This is a genomic window from Streptomyces polyasparticus, from assembly GCF_014493765.1.
Lineage (GTDB): Bacteria > Actinomycetota > Actinomycetes > Streptomycetales > Streptomycetaceae > Streptomyces > Streptomyces polyasparticus.
The window spans coordinates 153,473-171,865 of sequence record NZ_JACTVJ010000010.1; the positions used below are offsets into that span (position 1 = coordinate 153,473).

The following is an 18,393-nucleotide window of genomic DNA, read 5'->3' on the forward strand; positions in this document are numbered from 1 at the left end:
CCCCGGGTACTCGTCGGCCGCGTCGCCCTCAGCAATGGATCTGGCGGCGCACCCGTGACCCGTCCAAGGGAGGGAAAGCCACCATGCCCACCGGCCGCGAAACCGGATCCGTCACCGGCACCAAGGACAAGGACTACAACCTTGTCTGGTACGTCGAGTCCTGCCTGAACAACGCGCTGCGCCTGGAGACCTATATCCAGGACGCGGAGCGCGAGAAGGACGAACCGGTCGTCGAACTGTTCCGCAAGGCACAGGCCGACAGCCGCAAGGGCGCCGAGATCGGCAAGAAGCTGCTGCGTGAACGCCTGGCCGGCTGACGCCGGAGAGGCACCATCAGCGGCTGATCGCGCGCCGGGGCAGCGGTGAGGAGTACACCACGCTCGTCGTCACCGCACCCAGCGTGCCGATCTTCCCGGAGACCTCCTCGAGGTGGCTCATGGAGCGGGCCGCGACCTTGAGGACGAAGCAGTCGTCACCTGTCACATGGTGCGCCTCGAGGACCTCCGGAGTCACCTCCAGCAGATCGTGGAACGGCTTGTAGTTGCCGTTGGGATAACGCAGCCGGACGAACGCCAGGATCGGCAGGCCCAGTTGCTCCGGTACGACCACGGCCGAATAGCCCTGGATCACACCCGCCTCCTCCAGGCGGCGCACCCGCTCCGTGACGGCGCTGGACGACATGGACACGGTGCGTGCGAGCTCCGCGAAACTGGCCCGTCCGTCGCGCTGCAGCGCGTCGAGGATCAGCCAGTCGGTGGCATCGGGGGAATAGCCGGTCATGTTCGAGGAATAGCAGGGGATTCACCGGCGGATCAAGCTGTACGCCGGGGAAATTCGCTGGTCCCCGCATGATCACCGGCCGTAGATTTATGGGCATGACGACGACACAGACCGCCCTGACCAGCGACAACCCCGTTCTGCGCGTGCCCCCGGCCGCCCCGGCCGCGGCCGCCGCCTACTTCGCAGCCTCGCTCGCCTTCCACGCCGATGTCTCCGATGTCGCGGCCACGCTCGCCGCCGACGGCGACCCCGGGTTCGTGGTCATCGACACCCGCTCCACCGCCTCCTGGGACCAGGGCCACGTGCCCGGCGCGATCCACCTGCCGACCGCCCAGATCCCCGAGCAGGCCGAGCAGCTCCTGGACAAGTCCGTCCCCGTGATCACGTACTGCTGGGGTCCCGGCTGCAACGGAGCCACCCGCGCGGCGCTCGCCCTGGCCCAACTCGGCTTCCAGGTCAAGGAGATGCTCGGCGGCTTCGAGTACTGGGCGCGCGAGGGTTTCGCGTACGAGACCTGGGAGGGTGCGGCGCAGCGTGACGCCGACCCGCTGACCGCGCCGATCGAGGGCGACTGCGGCTGCTGACCGCTGTGGAGGGAAGGGGTGGGACCCGTCGGCAGTGTGGTGACGGGTCCCGGGCCGAAATGGCTTGAGCGCCCCGGCGAGTACCCGGCATTATGATCCGCGATGCCTCGACTCCCGCACCCCACACCCGAACAGCTCCGCCGCGACCCCCTGCCGCTGCGCGGCCGCACCGCGCTGGTGACCGGAGCGAGCCGGCGCGGCGGCATCGGCTATGCCGTGGCCCGCCGGCTCGCCGCGTACGGCGCGAGCGTCTATCTGCACCACCATGTGCCGCACGATGCAGGAATGCCTTGGGGCGGTGACCGTCCGGAAGCGGTCGCCGCGGGAGTACGTGAAGTGCTCGGCGACCCTGAAGCGGTGGTCGTCGACGGGCCGGGCGACCTGTCCGACCCCGCCGCGCCCGCCCGGCTGATCGAGACCGCAGCCGCCGCGCTCGGCGGCCGGCTCGACATCCTCGTCGCCAACCATGCACTCAGCGGCAGCGACGGCCCCCTGTACGAGATCGACGCCGCGATGCTCGACCGGCACTGGGCCGTCGACACCCGCTCGGTGGTCCTGCTCGTCCAGGCCTACGCCGCCCTGCGGGCCGCACTGCCCAAGCCCGCTCCCGGCGGGCGGGTGATGATGATGACCTCCGGACAGGACCACGGCGGCGGAATGCCGCACGAGATCGCGTACTCCCTGCAGAAGGGCGCGCTCGCCTCGGCCACCCGGGGCCTGGCCACGGCGCTCGGCGAGCACCTGGTCACCGTGAACACCGTCAACCCGGGCCCGGTGGACACGGATTACCTCACCGGTGAGATCTACGACGCGATCGCCGACCGCTTCCCCGCGGGACGCTGGGGCATGCCGGACGACCCGGCCCGGCTGATCGCCTGGCTGGCGACGGACGAGGCCGAGTGGATCACCGGGAACGTGATCGACTCCGAGGGCGGCTTCCGCCGCTGAAACCCTGCAGGTCCTCCCTCTGCCGGACTTGATCCCTCCTGTCAGTGGGGCCGGATACCTTCCGGTGCATGGCTGATTCCGAACCGACCACGCTGCTGCGCGTCTTGAACGGCAAGCGCACCGATGTCCTGAACATCCTGGAGGGCCTGGACGAGGAAGCGCTGCGGCGCCCGGTGCTGCCGTCCGGCTGGACGTGCCTCGGGCTGGTGCACCATCTCGCCCTGGACGGCGAGAAGTTCTGGTTCCGCGCTGTCGCGGCGGGGGAGAGGGCGGCGATCGACGAGATCCTCGGGTCGGAGGAGGACGCGTGGCAGCCCGCCCGGGAGAAGACGGCCGAGGAGATCTTCGCCCTGTACCGCCGCGAGTGCGAGCTCGCGGACGCCTTCCTCGCCGGCGCCGATCTGGAGGCGGCCCCGCTCTGGTGGCCGGACTTCTTCGGCGGCTGGCAGTACGCGAACCTGCGCGAGGTCGTCCTGCATGTGATCACCGAGACGGCCACGCACCTGGGTCACCTGGACGCGGTGCGCGAACTCATCGACGGCAGGCAGCGTTTGGTCCTCGATTGATGCAAGCACTGCTCGGCCGAGCCTGAGGGGCGAGGTCCGCCCGTACGGGAAGGGGCCGCCGGCACCGTGCCGGCGCCCCTTCCCGTGGTCCTCATTGCTCCGTGGCCCTCAGCGTCCCGCGGCCCTTACAGCCGCGAAAGCTCCTCCACCAGATCGTCCAGACCCAGCGACCCCTGCGAGAGCGCCGCCATGTGCCAGGCCTTCGCGTCGAAGGAATCGCCGTGCGCGCGGCGGGCGTTCTCGCGGCCGAGCAGCCAGGCGCGCTCGCCCAGCTTGTAGCCGATGGCCTGCCCCGGCGTGGACAGATAGCGGATCAGCTCGCTCTGCACGAAGTCCGCCGGACGGCTGGAGTGCGCGGCGAAGAACTCATGGGCCAGCTCCGGCGTCCAGCGCTCACCCGGGTGGAACGGCGAGTCCGCCGGGATCTCTCGCTCCAGGTGCATACCGATGTCGATGATCACGCGGACGGCGCGCATCATCTGCGCGTCCAGATAACCGAGCCGCTCCTCGGCGTCGCGCAGGAAGCCCAGTTCGTCCATCAGCCGCTCCGCATACAGCGCCCAGCCCTCGGCGTTGGCGCTGACCATGCCGACGGAGGCCTGGTAACGCGAGAGGTTGTCCGCGACATGCACCCACTGTGCGAGCTGCAGGTGATGGCCCGGCACGCCCTCGTGGTACCAGGTCGACACCAGGTCGTAGACGGGGAAGCGGGTCTGGCCCATCGTCGGCAGCCAGGTGCGGCCCGGGCGCGAGAAGTCCTCGGACGGCGAGGTGTAGTACGGGGCCGCGGCGCCACCGGGCGGCGCGATCCGGGACTCCACCTTCCGTACCCGCTCGGCGAGTTCGAAGTGCCTGCCGTCCAGGGCCTCGATGGCCTCGTCCATCACCTGCTGCAGCCAGGCGCGCACCTCCTCCACGCCCTCGATGTGCCGCCCGTGCTCGTCGAGGTGCGCCAGCGCCACCCAGGGGGTCTCGGCGCCGGGCAGGATCTTCTCGGCCTCGACGCGCATCTCGCCGAGCAGCCGGTGGAACTCCGCCCAGCCGTACTCATAGGCCTCGTCGAGATCCAGATCCGTCCCGTTGAAATAGCGCGACCAGCGTGCGTAGCGCTCCCGCCCGACCGTGTCCGGCGCGCCCTCGACCGCAGGGGCGTAGACATCGCGCAGCCAGTCGCGCAGCTCCACCACCGAGGCCGTCGCGAGCCGGCCGGCCTCGTCGAGCTCGGCGCGCAGCGCATCCGGGGCCGGATCGGTGAACTCCTCGAACCAGCCGCGCTCGGTGCCCGCCCACTCGGTCAGCTGCCCGATGAACGTGGCCGCCGCGCGCGGCCCCCCGTAGATCTTCTTCTCCAGGCCCAGCGCGAGCGATTCCCGGTACCCCGCGAACGCGGCGGGCACGGCCCGCAGCCGCGCCGCCACCGCACGCCAGTCGTCCTCGGTGTCCAGCGGCATCAGCGAGAAGACATCGTGGACCTCCTGCGCCGGCGACATGATGTTGCTCAGCGCGCACAGCGGTTCGTCCGCGTCGAGCACCTGCAACTGCGCGGTGAGGCGCTCGCGCAGCAGCCGGGCACAGCGCTTCTCGTGCTCGCTGTCCGCACCCGCGCTCCGCTCGGCCTCGTCCAGGCGGCGCAGCGTGGTGCGCGCGAGATCCGCCAGGCGGCGGGTGCCCTCGGGCGACAGATCCGGCAGACGGGTGGCGCTGGAGGCGTCGCCGAGATACGTGCCGGTGATCGGGTCGAGGGCGATCAGGTCGTCCACATAGGCATCGGCGACCTGACGGGGAAGAAGGCTGCGCATGGTGTCTGACATGTGGATCATCTTCGTACGCACAACCGCCCGGCGTCAGTGGATTCCGCTCTCGGCTTTCCGCCGGACACTGCGGAATCCGGCACCTAGTGCCCGACAAACGGTCAGCCGGCAGCGGGTGGCAGCAGCGGTCCGCAGTCCCACTGCTGGAAGATCAACCGGGTCTCGACCCGGGCCACTTCGCGCCGTGAGGTGAACTCGTCGAGCACCAGCCGCTGCAGATCCGCGGTGTCGCTCACCGCCACATGCACCAGATAGTCGTCGGGCCCGGTCAGATGGAACACGGACCGCGACTCCGGCAGCGCCCGGATCCGCTCGACGAACGGGCCGACCAGCTCCCTGCGGTGCGGCCGTACCTGCACCATCAAAAGCGCCTGCAGTCCCCGGCCGAGCTTCGCCGGATCCAGGCGCAACTGGTGCCCCAGGATCACGCCCGCCCGGCGCAGCCGTGCCACCCGGTCCAGGCAGGTGGAAGCGGCCACGCCCACCTCCGCCGCGAGATCGCGGTAGGTGGTCCGGGCGTCGTTCTGCAGCAGACGCAAAATGTCCAGATCTACCGGATCAAGTACGACGGACTCGCTCATCGGCCGAACATAACACGGGATCCGGTGGCCGATTCCGGTGCACTGTTCAGAATCCGCGTATGGCAACCGACGACTACAGCGCCGTATCCCGGGCGCTCGCCACCGAAGCCGTGCACGCCGGCCGCGAGGACCTCGCCGGGCTCGGACTGCACGCGCCGCCGCTCGATCTGTCGACCACCTACCCCTCGTACGACAGCCGCGACGAAGCTGCCCGGATCGACGCCTTCGCGGCCACCGGCGCGCTCGACGACGGGCCGCCCGTGTACGCGCGGCTGAGCAATCCGACCGTCGCCCGCTTCGAGACCGCACTCGCACGGCTCGAAGGCACCGAGAGCGCCGTCGCGTTCGCCAGCGGCATGGCCGCGCTGACCGCGGCGCTCCTGGTTCGTGCCTCTCTCGGTCTGCGCCACGTGGTGGCCGTCCGCCCGCTGTACGGCTGCAGCGATCACCTCCTGAACGCCGGACTTCTCGGTACGGAGGTCACCTGGGTCGACCCGGCCGGCATCGCCGACGCGATCCGCCCCGACACCGGTCTGGTCCTTGTCGAGTCCCCGGCCAACCCGACCCTGCGCGAACTCGACCTGAAGGCCATCGCGCACTCCTGCGGCTCGGTGCCGCTGCTCGCGGACAACACCTTCGCCACTCCCGTACTGCAGCGGCCCGTCGAAAGCGGGGCGCGTCTGGTGCTGCACAGCGCGACCAAGTACCTCGGCGGGCACGGCGATGTGATGGGCGGCATCGTGGCCTGCGACGAGGAGTTCGCGCGCAAGCTGCGCCAGGTGCGGTTCACGACCGGTGGCGTGCTGCACCCCTTCGCCGGTTATCTGCTGCTGCGCGGGCTTGCGACGCTTCCCGTACGGGTACGGGCCGCGTCCGCCACCGCCGCGGAGCTGGCCGGACGGCTCGCCGCCGACCCGCGGGTCAGTGCGGTGCACTATCCGCGGATCGGCGGGGCGATGGTGGCCTTCGAGACCGTGGGCGACCCGCACGAGGTGACCGCCTCGGTGGAGCTGATCACCCCGGCGGTCAGCCTCGGCAGCGTGGACACCCTCATTCAGCACCCGGCGTCCATCAGCCACCGCATCGTGGACGCCGGGGACCGGCGCTCCTCGGGTGTGAGCGACCGGCTCCTGCGGATGTCGGTCGGCCTGGAGGACGTCGAGGACCTGTGGGCCGATCTGGACCAGGCTCTCAGCGGTGGCCAGGGTCGCGGTGGGCGGGCCGGACAGCGGACGGGAGCGGCGAGCTGACGGCTCCCGAGCTCTCGGCTCCGGAGTGCTCGGCCGCCTCGGCGCGCGGGGGAGTCGCTCCCGCGTCGAGGCGGGCCGTGATCACCAGCGTGCCTTCCTCGATCTGGTAGTCGAGCGGCAGACCCAGGCCGCGCATCGCCGCCACCATGCCGGTGTTGGCGGCCCGGGTCACCGCGTACACGCTCTCGCAGCCGGCCTCGACGGCCATCGCGACCAGACGGTCGAGGAGTTCGGCGCCGATGCCGCGGCGCTGCCAGTCGTCCTCGACGAGCAGCGCCACCTCGGTCTCGTCGCCGTCCCACAGCAGATGACCGAGCGCGACCAGCCGGCCCGATGCGGTCTGGACGGCGAGCGTGCGCCCATAGCGCGGGCTGAGCAGATGGTTGAGGTACTTGTCGGCGTCGCCGACCGGGCCGTGGTACCGCAGCCGCAGCGTGTCCGGAGAGCAGCGGTCGTGCATCGCCTTGGCTGCTTCGACATCGGCGAGGTCCGCGCGCCGCACCGTGATCGCGTTGCCCTCGGGCAGCGTCAGCACATCCTGGGCGCGCGGAATCCGCGGTCCGAGCCGCGCGTCCAGCTCGACCAGGGCCCGGGCGCGGGCGAACTCGGTGGGCGTGAACGGCAGATAGGGCCGCTCGACCACGATCTCGCCGCCCTCCCCGTCCTGCAGCCGCATCACACAGTTGTCCAGACGGCCCTCCACGGGCGCGTTCTGCGCGGCGCGGGCGCGGGACTTGGCGGGCACGGAACGGATCGTGCACCGGCCGAGCAACTGCCGCAGCGCGAGAGGCAGTTCGGCCGCGTCCAGGGCCGTACGGGTGGCCAGGCCCAGGATGCGGGTCGGTGCGTCGACCAGGTCGTGGGCGTCGGCGCGCTCGGTCCAGGTACCCGAGCCACCGGCCGCTGCCACGGCCCGGGTGAGCTCGGCGGTGGCGAGGTCCTGCGGCGCACGCAGCAGGAACTCGTCCACCGTGCCCTGCGCCAGCGGATGCGTCTGCAGGCTCAGGATGTCCACGCGCAGGGCGGCGAGCGCGGCGCACAGCGCGGCCAGCGAACCGGGCTCGTCGCGCACGGTGGTACGCATCCGCCACAAGGTGGTCGGCATCTCCAGGGGCCTGGTCTCGGTGTTCTCCTCGGTGAGTGCGGACGTGGGCGGGGCAAGGGGGACGGCCGTGCGCGGTGGCGGACCCGGCGGTGCGTGGATTTGTCGCCGCGCCCACCAGGTGTGGAACACGGCTGTGGCCACCAGCGCCACGGCCGAGGCGATCAGCATGAAGGGACCGCGTGGTCCCTTCACCACCGTCTTGGCGATGGTGTCCGCGACCGCGACGGCCGTGAACAGCGCGGCCAGCTCGACGACATCACGCCGCCAGTGATGCCGTGCCACACGCCGGGAACGCTCCGCGCGGCCCCTGAACCGGCGTCGGCCCCGGGTATTGGTCTCCGTCGTCACTTCCGTCATGTCACTACTCATGGAAGTACTCTGATCGATCGGTGTTGCGTGATCACGAACGCTTTGTGACTGAGCGGTTAAGTTCCCTTCTGCCCTTTTTGCGGTCGGATTGCTTACGGGTTGCGCCGAGAAACGCCCCAGGTCGGAGCGGCTGTGACCGCGGCGTGTGACGGACACTAACCGCCCAGTGTCCGGTGCAGCCGTCGCGTCTGGCTCTGCACCCGCGAGGTGCCGGACCGGGCGGCCCGCTCCGTCAGTTCGGGTATCTCGCCGCGCGCACCGCAGCGCTCCGCGCAGTCGGCGCCGACTTCGAGGAAGTCGCCGAGCGCCTTGGCCGGCAGACGTTCCATGGTGAGCAGCGCGGGCAATGCCGCACGGATCACCGACCAGACGGTGGCGTACGCGCCGGTGCCTGCCGCGGTGCGCAGGCCGTCCGCGAGTCGGCTCGGCGTGATGTGCACCAGCGCGGAGAGATCGGCGATGTCCGCTCCCAGACGCGCGGGATCCAGCGCCCCGCGCGCGGCGAGCACGAGCAGAGCGTCCACCGCCTCGAGCCGGTCCTGCGGTTTGCGCAGGGCGAGTCCATAGGCGACCGAGAGATGCACGGCTGGTCCGGCGGGGCCGGGTGCCTCGGCGAGGGCCGGCAGATATCCGCTGGTGACGGGATAGTCGTGCAGGGCGGTGGCGGCCATCGCGTACAGCAGTCGGGCGGCGAGCAGCTCGGGCTGGCCGGGGACGACGGCCAGCAGATGCTTGTGGTGCAGCACGGCTGCGTCATTGCCGTCGGCCGCGGTCGCCGGGCGGCCCATGCGGGCGAAGGGACCGCGGAAGCGCTCCTGCAGCCAGGGCAGTTCGCCGAGATCGACGAGCACGCTGTCGAAGTTGTGGAACTCCCGCAGCCCGCGATGGGACACCGGTGCGGCAGGTGCGCCCGCCCGCAGATGCTCGGCCAGACGCGCCCCGTGCGGGATGCCGATCGCCTCCGCCCGCTCGGCCCATGCGCTCAACTCCCTCTCGTCCGCCGGGCTGTCGAAGCGCACCCGCAGCAGCGCCTGGCCGAAGTCCGTCTCGCCCACGCGGGCGCCGAGCCGTGCGTACTCCTCCAGACGCTCCAGCAATACGGCCGGATCCAGCGAGCCCGAGCTGTCGGTGGGCGCTGCCAGCAGGAAAGGCGCGGGATCCACATGCAGCCGGTAGGCCGCCTCCCAGTAGCGTGCGTCACGGACCCCCACCGGACCGCCGCGTCGCCTCGAACCTTCCGACCAGGCGAGCTGCGCATGGCGATGCAGGTACGTCGTGGAGAGCCGGCCGAGGACCGCTGCCACCATCAGCTCGATACCGCTCGAATGGAGGGGGAAGGTCCCGTCCTGGGAGATCCGCTGCAGGGTGTGGTCCCACCACCGCTGTGCCTGGACCACCGGAAGCAGAGCTTCGCGCAGCGCCTCACGGTCCCGGTACGCCTGCCGCATCAGCCCGTCCAGCGCCCGCTCGAACGTCACCATGTCGGAAACGGCCCCCGCGAGCAGCACGCTGACGTCCTCGGCCACCTCGGCGGGCGTCGCTCCGGCCGGCGCCGTCCGCACCGGCTCAGGCACGGGCGGCAGGAACTCCTCGTACGTGTCCGGGGTTTCGTCCTCGTCACCGATCGGCTGCCCCAGGATCTCCGCCGCACGCGAGCGCAGCCCCGGCGCCAGCAACTCCGCCGTGGTGGCCAGCTCCGCCAGCTGCATCCGGTCGAGCGCATCGGTGTGCCGGGCCACCAGCTTGAGCGCACGCTCCTGGATATCGGTGTCCGCGTGCCCGAAGGCCTCCGCCACGGCGGGAAGCAGCTCCCCGGCGGCCTCCGGACGGCTCCTGAGCACCTTGCCGAGCAGCACCAACTGGGCCCGGACCAGCTTCTTCTCCGTACGGAACAGCACTGCGCGGGAGATCTCCGAGAGCCGGGTGTCGGGCAGATCACCGTCCAGGGCCAGGCCGGCGAGCACGGCCTGGGCGTGACCGGCCACCACGGAGCTCCCGTCGGACGCGAGGGCGGACCAGTCCGCTAGGTGGCGGAGCTGTTCCTCGCGGGTCGGAGCCAGTTCGTCCAGGAGGCTCAGGAACATGCGGTCGTCCATCGGCCGGCCGCCGCGCAGCAGCCGGGCCAGACAGGAACCGACCATCGTGGCGCGATCGAGGGAGCCCTCGCGGGTGAGCAGTTCCAGCGCCTCGGGCCAGGAATTCTGCCCCTCCACACCGGGATAGGTGTACTGGTCGGTATAGGTGCCCACCTCCGGCGTCAGGAAGAACGCGGCCACGAGCCGGGTGAGATCCGGGTCGTTGCGCAGCCGGGTGATCAGGGATCCCTCCGGCCGGCGGAAGAGCGAGAACATCCAACCGTGCACATAGCTCTCGGTCGTGGGCGCCGCGCACCCGGACAGCCGCACGAGCCCGGCCATCAACTCATAGGAGATTCCGGACGACCTGGGCCGCTGGGCCAGCCGGCGCGCGACGTCGGCCTGCCATTCGTGCGCACGGTCCGCGAGCACCCGGAGCAGCAGCTCTTCCATGGAGGAGTCCGCCCAGCGGAAATCGCGGCTCGCGAGCCAGTCCGCGGCGGCCGCGGCCCCCGTCTGGCAGCCCGCTCCGGCCACGAACAGGGCCCGCAGACGCTCGCGCTGCTCCCAGGACCACACGCCCCGGTTCGCCGCACGCAGCTTCTTGAGCACTTCCCCGCAGGACCGGCGCTCCGCGCGGTCGAGCTTGCCGACGCATTGTGCGGCGAGCTCGGCTTCGCCCTGCTGGATCGCCTCGTACACGGCGCGCACACCGGCACCGGCATCGGCGAGCGCCGCGTCCACGGCGCCGCCCGTCAGCAGTCCGATCGTCATCGTGCATCCCCCTCGGACACCGGCGCCTGCTGGGCAACGGAGGCGGAGACAGAGCGCCCGCCCGCCTCACCTCGCCGCACCAACCGCACCGCCAGCGCGTGCTTACAAGGCCCCCGGCCACCCCGGTACTTGGCCCACCACAAACAGGTGCAGGTCAGCACCCCGCCGTCCGTACGGACCCGGTGCACATGCCCGTCCTGCGCCCGCACCGTCGCCATCTCCCCGTCCAGCACCACCGCGCCCCGGTCCACCAGAGCCCGCGCATCCTTCAGCCGCGGATTGTGCCGCTCCACCCGCCCGCTGTCATACGGCAGTTCACGATGGAAGTACGCCGCCTCCGACGCGTCGTAGCCCACCCGGCCCGAGGTCCCCAGATACACGAGGGCCGCCCGCACACGCTCCACCGTGAGGCCCGAAGACGCGGCCAGCTCGGCCAGATCGATCCGTGGCTCCCAGGACAGCAGGACCGAGATGAGCTCGGCATCCTCCTGCGCCTCGGCCGAGGCGAGTGATGAGAGCACTCCTCCCTCGCCGGAGAACCCGCGGGTCACATCGGGGGAGAGCGTCAGCGTCAGCCGCATGCCGGGCAGCACGGCCTCCCACGCACCGGCCGACGGCGACGCATCCGCCGCGGCAGGCCCGTACACCCGCAGCGCCCTGGCATGGCGCAGCACTCGCTGCAGCGCGGCGAGCCGCTCGGGTCCGGGCAGGCAGACCGCACCCGGTGCAGGACGGGTCGTCGGCCGCAGTCCGCGCCCGGCCGGGACCACCCACATCGCCCCACGGCCGGCCCCACGCGCCCCGGTGACGCGCGGCAGACCGCGCAGAAAGAGCACCGCCTCGGCGGCCGGCAGCTCGGCGCGCAGCTCGAAATCCGCCGCCACGACCTGGGCCTCGGCGAAGCCGCGCAGCCAGCGGTCCGGCAGCGGCACCTTCTTCTCGACCACCGGACCGTCCAGCGTGGTGACCGCCAACTCCTCCGGGCCGACCCGCAGATGGAGCGGATCGTCCGAGCCGACCCGCGACAGCGCCTCGCGCAGCGGGTGGTTGACATCGACATTGGTCGTGCCGTGCCCGACCCCGCCGCCGTCAAGGCCCTCACTCAGAAGGTCGAGCCGGGCCAGCACACCCCCGCATCCGGAGAAGGATTCAAACCTCAGCCGGTCGCCGCTGCCCGTCACCACCGGGTCGTACGACGCGGGCCGCTGCGGCTGGAAATAGCGCGCGGCGGCCACATCGGCCACGGCGAGCAGCGCCGCGGCGGCTATCCGTGGCGCGGTGACGAACCCCGAGAAAAACCGCGGATGGTCCACCTGCCCCGTGGGCGTGGCACCGCGCGAGGTCTCAAGTCCGAGCCGCTGTCCCAGCGGTCCGGACTCGAGCGCGGAGGAGCGGTGATAGGCCACGGCCTGCAGTGATCGCGTCATGCGAAGAACCGTAAGCGGCGCCACTGACAACGGCCGCGGCCCTCAACAAACCGCAGGTCAGCGCAGTTTGGCGCGCCTCACTGACCGACGCGACCGGGCTGCAGCACCTTCGTGAACAGCACCGCCCCGGTGTCCTCGCGCAGCCGCACCGTCAACTCGCCGCTGCCGCCGTCGATATCGACCTCGCCGAAGTACTGCGGCGACTCGGCGGGGGACACGTTCGCCCGCGTCGGCGCCTTCACGAAGGACTGCTCGGGGCCGAACGTGCTGTCCAGCTTCACCGCCGGGAACCCGCCCGCCGCCAGCGGCCCGGACACGAACTCCCAGAACGGGGCGAAGTCCTTGAACGCGGCCCGCGACGGATCGTAGTGCTGGGCCGAGGTGTAGTGGACGTCGGCGGTCAGCCACAGCGTGCCGGTGATCCGCTGATGCTTGATGAACCGCAGCAGCTCCGCGATCTGCAGCTCGCGCCCGAGCGGGGCGCCCGGATCCCCCTGCGCCACCGCCTCGAAGTTCACCGCGCCGTCCGCCACCACCAGGCCGAGCGGCATATCGGAGGCGATCACCTTCCAGACCGCGCGCGAGCGCGCCAGCTCCCGCTTCAGCCAGGCCAGTTGCTCGGCGCCGAGGATGCCCACCGGGTCGTCGGTCTGCCGGTTGGCCGAGTTCGCATTGCGGTACGTGCGCATGTCCAGGACGAACACATCGAGCAGCGGACCGTGCCGCACCACCCGGTGCACCCGTCCCTCGTCGCGGCGGCCGGAGAGCGTGCTGATGGGGAAGTACTCGCCGAACGCCTGCCGGGCCCGTGCCGCGAGCACGTCGACGTTCTTCTCCGTATAGCGGACGTCGTCCAGGATCTGTCCCGGGTACCAGTTGTTGCGGACCTCATGGTCGTCCCACTGCACGATCGAGGGGACCTCGGCGTTGAAGCGCCGCAGATTCTCGTCGAGCAGGTTGTAGCGGAACGTGCCGCGGAACTCGGCCAGGGTCTCGGCGACCTTCGCCTTCTCCTCGGTCATCACATTGCGCCAGATCCGCCCGTCGGGCAGCGTCACCGTCGGCTGCAGCGGACCGTCGGCGTACACGGTGTCGCCGCTGCAGAGGAAGAAGTCGGGGTTTCTGCGGCGCATCTCCTCGAAGACGCGGAAGCCGCCGAGCTCCGGGTTGATACCCCAGCCCTGTCCTGCGATGTCGCCGGACCACACGAAACGCACGTCCTGGTGGCGCCGTTCGGGCGCGGTGCGGAACGTGCCGGTCACCGGGCTGCTGGTGCGCCGGGGGTCCTCGGGGTCGGCCAGGGTCACGCGGTAGTGGATCTGTTCGCCGGCGGGCAGTCCGCGCAGCCGCGTCGTGCCCGTGAAGTCGCTGCCGGGACCGAGCAGCGGACCGTGCCAGGTGTGCGTCCGGCGGAACGACTCGCTCGCCGAGGTCTCCACGATCATCCGGGCCGGCCGGTCGGAGCGCACCCACACCAGGCCGGACCGCGTGTCGATGTCCCCGGTCTGCACACCCCACGCGGCGCGCGGCCGACCGGACAGCGCAAGCGCGGGCGCTGCGCCCACGATGGGCAGCGTCAGCGCGGCGGACGCGGCGAGCGAGCCGCGCAGCACGGAACGGCGGCCGGGGGTGGAGCCCTGCTGACCTGCTGGCATCGGTGAGCCTCCTGGGACGGGTCCGACAAGTGCGCAGCAACAGACCTACTGGTGCACTGCGGCGCGTATGCGAACCCCAAGTGAACAACTCGCCTACCGCACAAGGGAACACGGCACGCTCGGGCACCAACACCCAGAAGTGACGCAGCGGCTCAGGCCTCGCGGGCGTCGTAGTCCCCGCGATGCACGAACACTTCGTCCATGTGCGCCTCGGCCCACTGCTTCAGGCCGCGCATCACCTGCTGCAGGGAGACACCGAGCTCGGTGAGCTCATACGTGACCGTCACCGGCACGGTGGGCGTCACGGTGCGGATGACCAGCCCGTCGCGTTCCAGGGCGCGCAGCGTCTGGGTGAGCATCTTCTGGCTGACCCCGGTCAGTTGGCGCGACAGCTCGGAGTAGCGCATCGCCCGCGGCTCGCCGCCGCCCTCGGTCCCCGGGCCCTCGTCGCTGAGGGCGGCGAGGATCAGCGCGACCCACTTGTCGGAGATACGGGCGAGCAACTGGCGGCTGGGACAGCCCTCCAGGAACGCGTTGTAGCTCAGCTTCGCCTCGGCACGCTGCTGAGCCGCCGTCGTGGTCGGCATCGAATGCTCCTCCCGGATCGTGGCGGGGAGTTACGCACTTTGAGGTGCCTACTTCCCGATGGAGAGCGACCACTCCAGAGTGGGGGATGTCAGCAGACGAGCACAAGCCACCTGGAGCGACCGATGAACGCGAACACCAACTCCGCCACCACGACCTACCGCGCCGCCGTCGTCCGTTCCCCCCAGGGGCCCGACTCGATCGAGATGGCCGACCTGCCCCTCGTCGAGCCCGGTCCCGGCGAGGTCCGCGTGCGGATCGCCGCGGCCACCGTCAACCCCGTCGACCTCGGCGTCGCAGGCGGTGTCTTCCACCGGCTCGGCCTGGTGCACCAGCCCGAACACGTGGGTCTGGGCTGGGACTTCGCAGGCACGATCAGCGCAGCGGGCCCTGGCGCCGAGCTCACCGTCGGCACCCGCGTCGCCGGTCTCGTGGACGGTTTCGACCGGGACTTCGGCCCCTACGCCGAGGAACTCGTCCTGCCCGCGGGCAACCTCGCCGTCGTCCCCGACGGCCTCGACCTGACCGCCGCGGCCACCGTGCCCCTCAACGCACTCGCCGCAGCCCAGCTGCTCGACCTGCTCGGCGATGCCCCGGGCGAGGGCCGCAGGCTCCTGGTGACCGGTGCGGCCGGCGCCGTCGGCAGCTACGTCGCCGCCCTCGCGCCGGCCCGCGGCTGGGAGGTGACGGGCCTGGCCAGGGTCGAGGACGAGACGTTCGTCCGCGGCCTGGGCGCCGAGTTCACCGCGCAGGCCACTCCCGGCTGGGACGCGGTCGCCGACGCCGCGGCACTGCAGAACAAGGCGCTCGCGCTGGTCCGCGACGGCGGCGCCTTCGTGGGCGTCCAGCCGAGCGCCCGGCCCGCCGCCGAGCGCGGCATCAGGGTGGACGTCGTGGTGGCGCACCCCGACGGCACCCGCCTGAGCGGTCTACTCGCCGACGTCGCCTCCGGCCGCCTGCCGGCCCGCGTGCACGCCGTCTTCCCGCTGGAGCAGGCCGGCGACGCCCACCGCGCCATGGCCAAGGGCGGAGTGCGCGGACGCATCGTGCTCAAGCCCTGATCCGCGGCCACCACGTGCCCCGCACCCCTTCCACTCTCCAGGGACCGGTCCTAGGACCGGACCCCCATGGCCTCCCCAGGTCGTACGACCAAGGCTCGATGCCCAGTTGATCGAACCCGCCTACGCTGTCCACCAAGATCGACAGCAGAAGCAGAAGCAGAAGCAGAAGCAGAAGCAGAAGCAGGCACCAGCACAAGAAGCCGCAGACCGAGCACGACCTGGGGGAGCCCCGCATGACCATCGACGCCCGCAGTCACATCCGTATCGCCCGCCCGTCCCTCGACCTCGCCGCCGCGGAGAAGTTCTACGTGGACGGGCTCGGCCTCAGCGTGGTGTGGCGCACCGAGGGCGACCACGGTCCCGACGCCCACGACCTGCTGATGCTCGGCTGGCCGGACGCGGGCTGGCACCTGGAGCTCGTGTACGACGCGCACCACCCGGTCGCCCCGCGCCCCACGGAGGAGGACCTCCTCGTGGTCTACCTGGACGGCCCCGTCCCCGACGAACTGGTCGCCCGGATCGAGGAGCACGGCGGCAAGCGCGTCACATCGCCGAACCCGTACTGGAACGAATGGGGCGTCACACTGGAGGACCCCGACGGCTACCGCCTCGTCCTGTGCACCCGCGCCTGGTCCAACTCCTGACCCGGGAGCGCTCCGCGATAGCGTCATGCACATGGCGCTCAACTCCGGTGCATCCACCGCCCCGCCCGACCTGGCGATATCCCCGGGCCAAGGCCGCAGAGCGCGTCAGGTGACGGACTGGTTCGGCTGGCTGTTCCCGCCGGTGTACCTGGTCGTCACGGCGCTCCTCGTCCAGGCCGGCCTCGTCTCCGACGCCCTGGTCTTCGGCAATCTGGTCACGCCGCTGGTCAGCGTGCTGGTCGTCTTCTACTCCGCGACCGGCTGGCATGTCACCCCGTACGAGAAGGACTTGCTGTCCGTACGGACGCTGACCGGCCGCCGGACCGTCGACCTGGCCCGGCTCACGAAGGTCGGCCGGAGCGAGGTGGCGAGCCAGGCCTCGACGGACGACCGGCTGATCCTGACCGACGCCCATGGGGTGCGGGTGATCGTGAACGGTCTCAGGGGCGGTGCGGGGGATGTCGACCGGCTGGTCCGCCGGGCGCTCCTGGAGCGGCCCATCGACGCCGGTGTCGTGGTGTCGGCCCGCGCCGGCGAACGGCTCGGACTCGAGGACGAGGTGCGCCGGGCCAACCAGAAGATGGTGCCCGGGCGTTCCCTGCGCGGCTGGGTGATCGGCTGGATGCCGCTGCTGCTCTGCCTCGTCTACCTTCCCCTCGGCTTCGGATTCCTGATCCTCGGCTATCTGGCGGCGGGCAGCCCCTGACCGCCGCGAACGACCTGCGCTAGCAGTCCCACGGCCTCGGCGATCCGGTCCGGCGCCAAGTGCGCGTAACCGATCACGAGATGGGCCCGGCCGTCGGGCGCGGGCGCCGAGGTGTACGACTCCAGGGGACGGATCGCGAGACCCGCGGCCGCCGCACGCTCCGCGAGCTCAGGCCCTGGTGATCCGCCCGCGGGAAGCGCGGCGATCACATGCAGACCGGCGGCGATCCCGGACACATCGGTGCCGGGCAGCTGCTCGGCGAGCGCCGTGAGGAGGGCGTTGCGGCGCTCACGGTAGGTGCGCAGCGCCCGCCTCAAGTGCCGGTCGTAGTCACCGCGTTCGACGAACCGCGCGAGCACCTCCTGGTCGAGCGCCGGATTGCCGAGGTCCATGAGGCGCTTGCGGGCCACGACCGCCGCGGTCAGCTCCTCGGGCACCACCAGCCAGCCGAGCCGCATGCCCGGCGCAAGCGACTTGCTGACCGAGCCGGTGTACGCGACGTGATCGGGGTCGAGGCCCTGCAGCGCGCCCACCGGTGCGCGGTCGTAGCGGAAGTCCCCGTCGTAGTCGTCCTCGATGACCAGGCCGTCCACCGACCGCGCCCAGGCGAGGAGTTCCGCACGGCGCCGTGCGGAGTAGGCGATTCCGGACGGGAACTGGTGGGAAGGCGTGGCCACCAGAGTGCGCACGCCCGCATCCCGCAGCAGGGCCAGGTCGGGGCCCTCGCCGTCCAGAGGTATCCGTACGGTCCGCATCCCCGAGTGGGCGAAGAGTTCGGCGTGTTCGGGGCTGCCGGGATCCTCCGCGGCCACCGTCCGCTCCCCGCGCGCGTGCAGCACCAGGCCGAGGAGGGTCATGGCCTGGGAGACCCCCGAGCACACCACGACCCGCTCGGGCGCGACGACCACGCCCCTTCTGCGGGCCAGCATCTGCGCCACGGCCGTACGCAGCCGCGGCAGCCCCTGCGGATCCGGGTAGCCGAGCGTGGTGTGGGGCAGTTCCGCGAGCACCGCGCGCTGCGCCGCGGACCAGGTGGAGCGCGGGAACAGGGACAGATCGGGGATGCCGGGCAGCAGGCTGAGCCGGGTGCGTGGTGCGGAGTCCTGAGCGCCAGTGCCCGTTCGTGTCGCGGAGGCGGCCACCGCACCGCCCACCCAGGTGCCCGACCCGCGGCCCGCGCGCAGATACCCCTCGGCCGTCAACTGCTCGTACGCCTCCGTGACCAGGCCCCGCGAGACGCCCAGGTCGGCGGCGAGCGCCCGGCTGGCCGGCAGCCTGGTCCCGGGCGCCAGGCGTCCCGAGCGCACCGCCTCGCGCAGCGCCGATTGCAGGGCCTTGCCGCGTGCGCGGGCGGGCGCGGCCGCCGCGGGCAGCAGCAGCTCCCAGGCGGTGGTCCAGCCGCCCGAAGTCTCTCCGCCCGAAGTCCCGCTGTCCGCAGAGGAATTGGTCCCCGATGACGTCATGAAAGTGGA

The 18,393-nt window shown here is 71.4% G+C and carries 17 protein-coding genes; 8 read left to right on the top strand and 9 right to left on the bottom strand.

The genetic code is table 11. The annotated features are described in order from the left end of the window. The first annotated feature begins 83 nt into the window (after window positions 1–83). Window positions 84–317 (top strand): hypothetical protein, encoded by a 234-nt coding sequence (locus H9Y04_RS20125; RefSeq protein WP_187815322.1) that lies wholly within the window; start codon window positions 84–86, stop codon window positions 315–317. A 16-nt stretch (window positions 318–333) separates the two neighbouring features. Here H9Y04_RS20125 and H9Y04_RS20130 read toward each other — a convergent pair whose 3' ends face one another. After that, window positions 334–780: an Lrp/AsnC family transcriptional regulator gene (locus H9Y04_RS20130; protein WP_187815323.1), complete on the bottom strand. Its 447-nt coding sequence runs from the start codon at window positions 778–780 to the stop codon at window positions 334–336. A gap of 89 nt (window positions 781–869) precedes the next feature. On the opposite strand from H9Y04_RS20130, the gene H9Y04_RS20135 reads away from it, so the two are divergent. From H9Y04_RS20135 to H9Y04_RS20145, 3 genes are all read left to right on the top strand, one after another. Then, a complete protein-coding gene (locus H9Y04_RS20135; RefSeq protein WP_187815697.1) occupies window positions 870–1,364 on the top strand; it encodes a rhodanese-like domain-containing protein in 495 nt (164 codons plus the stop codon). Between the two features lie 102 nt (window positions 1,365–1,466). Further along, window positions 1,467–2,312: an SDR family oxidoreductase gene (locus tag H9Y04_RS20140; RefSeq protein ID WP_187815324.1), complete on the top strand. Its 846-nt coding sequence runs from the start codon at window positions 1,467–1,469 to the stop codon at window positions 2,310–2,312. 68 nt (window positions 2,313–2,380) lie between these two features. After that, window positions 2,381–2,878 carry a DinB family protein gene (locus H9Y04_RS20145; RefSeq protein ID WP_187815325.1) on the top strand — a complete coding sequence of 166 codons (498 nt, stop codon included), beginning with the start codon at window positions 2,381–2,383 and terminating at the stop codon, window positions 2,876–2,878. Window positions 2,879–3,003: 125 nt separating this feature from the next. On the opposite strand, the gene H9Y04_RS20150 is transcribed toward H9Y04_RS20145, so the two are convergent. Beyond that, complete coding sequence (locus H9Y04_RS20150) at window positions 3,004–4,689, bottom strand: DUF885 domain-containing protein (RefSeq protein WP_187815326.1); 1,686 nt, start codon at window positions 4,687–4,689, stop codon at window positions 3,004–3,006. Between the two features lie 101 nt (window positions 4,690–4,790). Beyond that, window positions 4,791–5,270, bottom strand: a complete 480-nt coding sequence (locus H9Y04_RS20155; RefSeq protein ID WP_187815327.1) for an Lrp/AsnC family transcriptional regulator — start codon at window positions 5,268–5,270, stop codon at window positions 4,791–4,793. Window positions 5,271–5,329: 59 nt separating this feature from the next. Here H9Y04_RS20155 and H9Y04_RS20160 point away from each other — a divergent pair, with 59 nt between their 5' ends. Further along, a complete protein-coding gene (locus H9Y04_RS20160; RefSeq protein ID WP_187815328.1) occupies window positions 5,330–6,520 on the top strand; it encodes a trans-sulfuration enzyme family protein in 1,191 nt (396 codons plus the stop codon). On the opposite strand, the gene H9Y04_RS20165 is transcribed toward H9Y04_RS20160, so the two are convergent. The 5 genes from H9Y04_RS20165 to H9Y04_RS20185 form a co-directional block, all read right to left on the bottom strand. Beyond that, the gene (locus H9Y04_RS20165; protein ID WP_438818122.1) at window positions 6,462–7,994 is read right to left on the bottom strand and encodes a GNAT family N-acetyltransferase; all 1,533 of its coding nucleotides are present in this window, start codon (window positions 7,992–7,994) and stop codon (window positions 6,462–6,464) included. The genes H9Y04_RS20160 and H9Y04_RS20165 overlap by 59 nt on opposite strands. 155 nt (window positions 7,995–8,149) lie before the next feature. After that, on the bottom strand, window positions 8,150–10,843 hold the full coding sequence (locus H9Y04_RS20170) for a DUF6493 family protein (RefSeq protein ID WP_187815329.1): 2,694 nt from the start codon (window positions 10,841–10,843) through the stop codon (window positions 8,150–8,152). Continuing rightward, entirely contained in the window at window positions 10,840–12,270 is a 1,431-nt protein-coding gene (locus tag H9Y04_RS20175; RefSeq protein WP_187815330.1) for an SWIM zinc finger domain-containing protein, read from the bottom strand. The genes H9Y04_RS20170 and H9Y04_RS20175 overlap by 4 nt, the downstream gene beginning before the upstream one ends. A gap of 77 nt (window positions 12,271–12,347) precedes the next feature. Beyond that, entirely contained in the window at window positions 12,348–13,925 is a 1,578-nt protein-coding gene (locus tag H9Y04_RS20180; protein ID WP_187815331.1) for an alkaline phosphatase D family protein, read from the bottom strand. Between the two features lie 152 nt (window positions 13,926–14,077). After that, window positions 14,078–14,512: a winged helix-turn-helix transcriptional regulator gene (locus tag H9Y04_RS20185; protein ID WP_187815332.1), complete on the bottom strand. Its 435-nt coding sequence runs from the start codon at window positions 14,510–14,512 to the stop codon at window positions 14,078–14,080. A gap of 123 nt (window positions 14,513–14,635) precedes the next feature. Between H9Y04_RS20185 and H9Y04_RS20190 the strand changes: the two genes are divergently transcribed. The 3 genes from H9Y04_RS20190 to H9Y04_RS20200 all read left to right on the top strand — a co-directional run bounded on the left by H9Y04_RS20190 (window position 14,636) and on the right by H9Y04_RS20200 (window position 16,921). After that, entirely contained in the window at window positions 14,636–15,571 is a 936-nt protein-coding gene (locus tag H9Y04_RS20190) for an NADP-dependent oxidoreductase (RefSeq protein ID WP_187815333.1), read from the top strand. Between the two features lie 233 nt (window positions 15,572–15,804). Then, window positions 15,805–16,215 (top strand): VOC family protein, encoded by a 411-nt coding sequence (locus tag H9Y04_RS20195; protein WP_187815334.1) that lies wholly within the window; start codon window positions 15,805–15,807, stop codon window positions 16,213–16,215. Window positions 16,216–16,246: 31 nt separating this feature from the next. Beyond that, window positions 16,247–16,921 (top strand): hypothetical protein, encoded by a 675-nt coding sequence (locus H9Y04_RS20200; protein ID WP_187815335.1) that lies wholly within the window; start codon window positions 16,247–16,249, stop codon window positions 16,919–16,921. Here H9Y04_RS20200 and pdxR read toward each other — a convergent pair. Further along, entirely contained in the window at window positions 16,897–18,384 is a 1,488-nt protein-coding gene (gene pdxR / locus H9Y04_RS20205) for a MocR-like pyridoxine biosynthesis transcription factor PdxR (RefSeq protein WP_187815336.1), read from the bottom strand. The genes H9Y04_RS20200 and pdxR overlap by 25 nt on opposite strands. Window positions 18,385–18,393 lie beyond the last annotated feature (9 nt).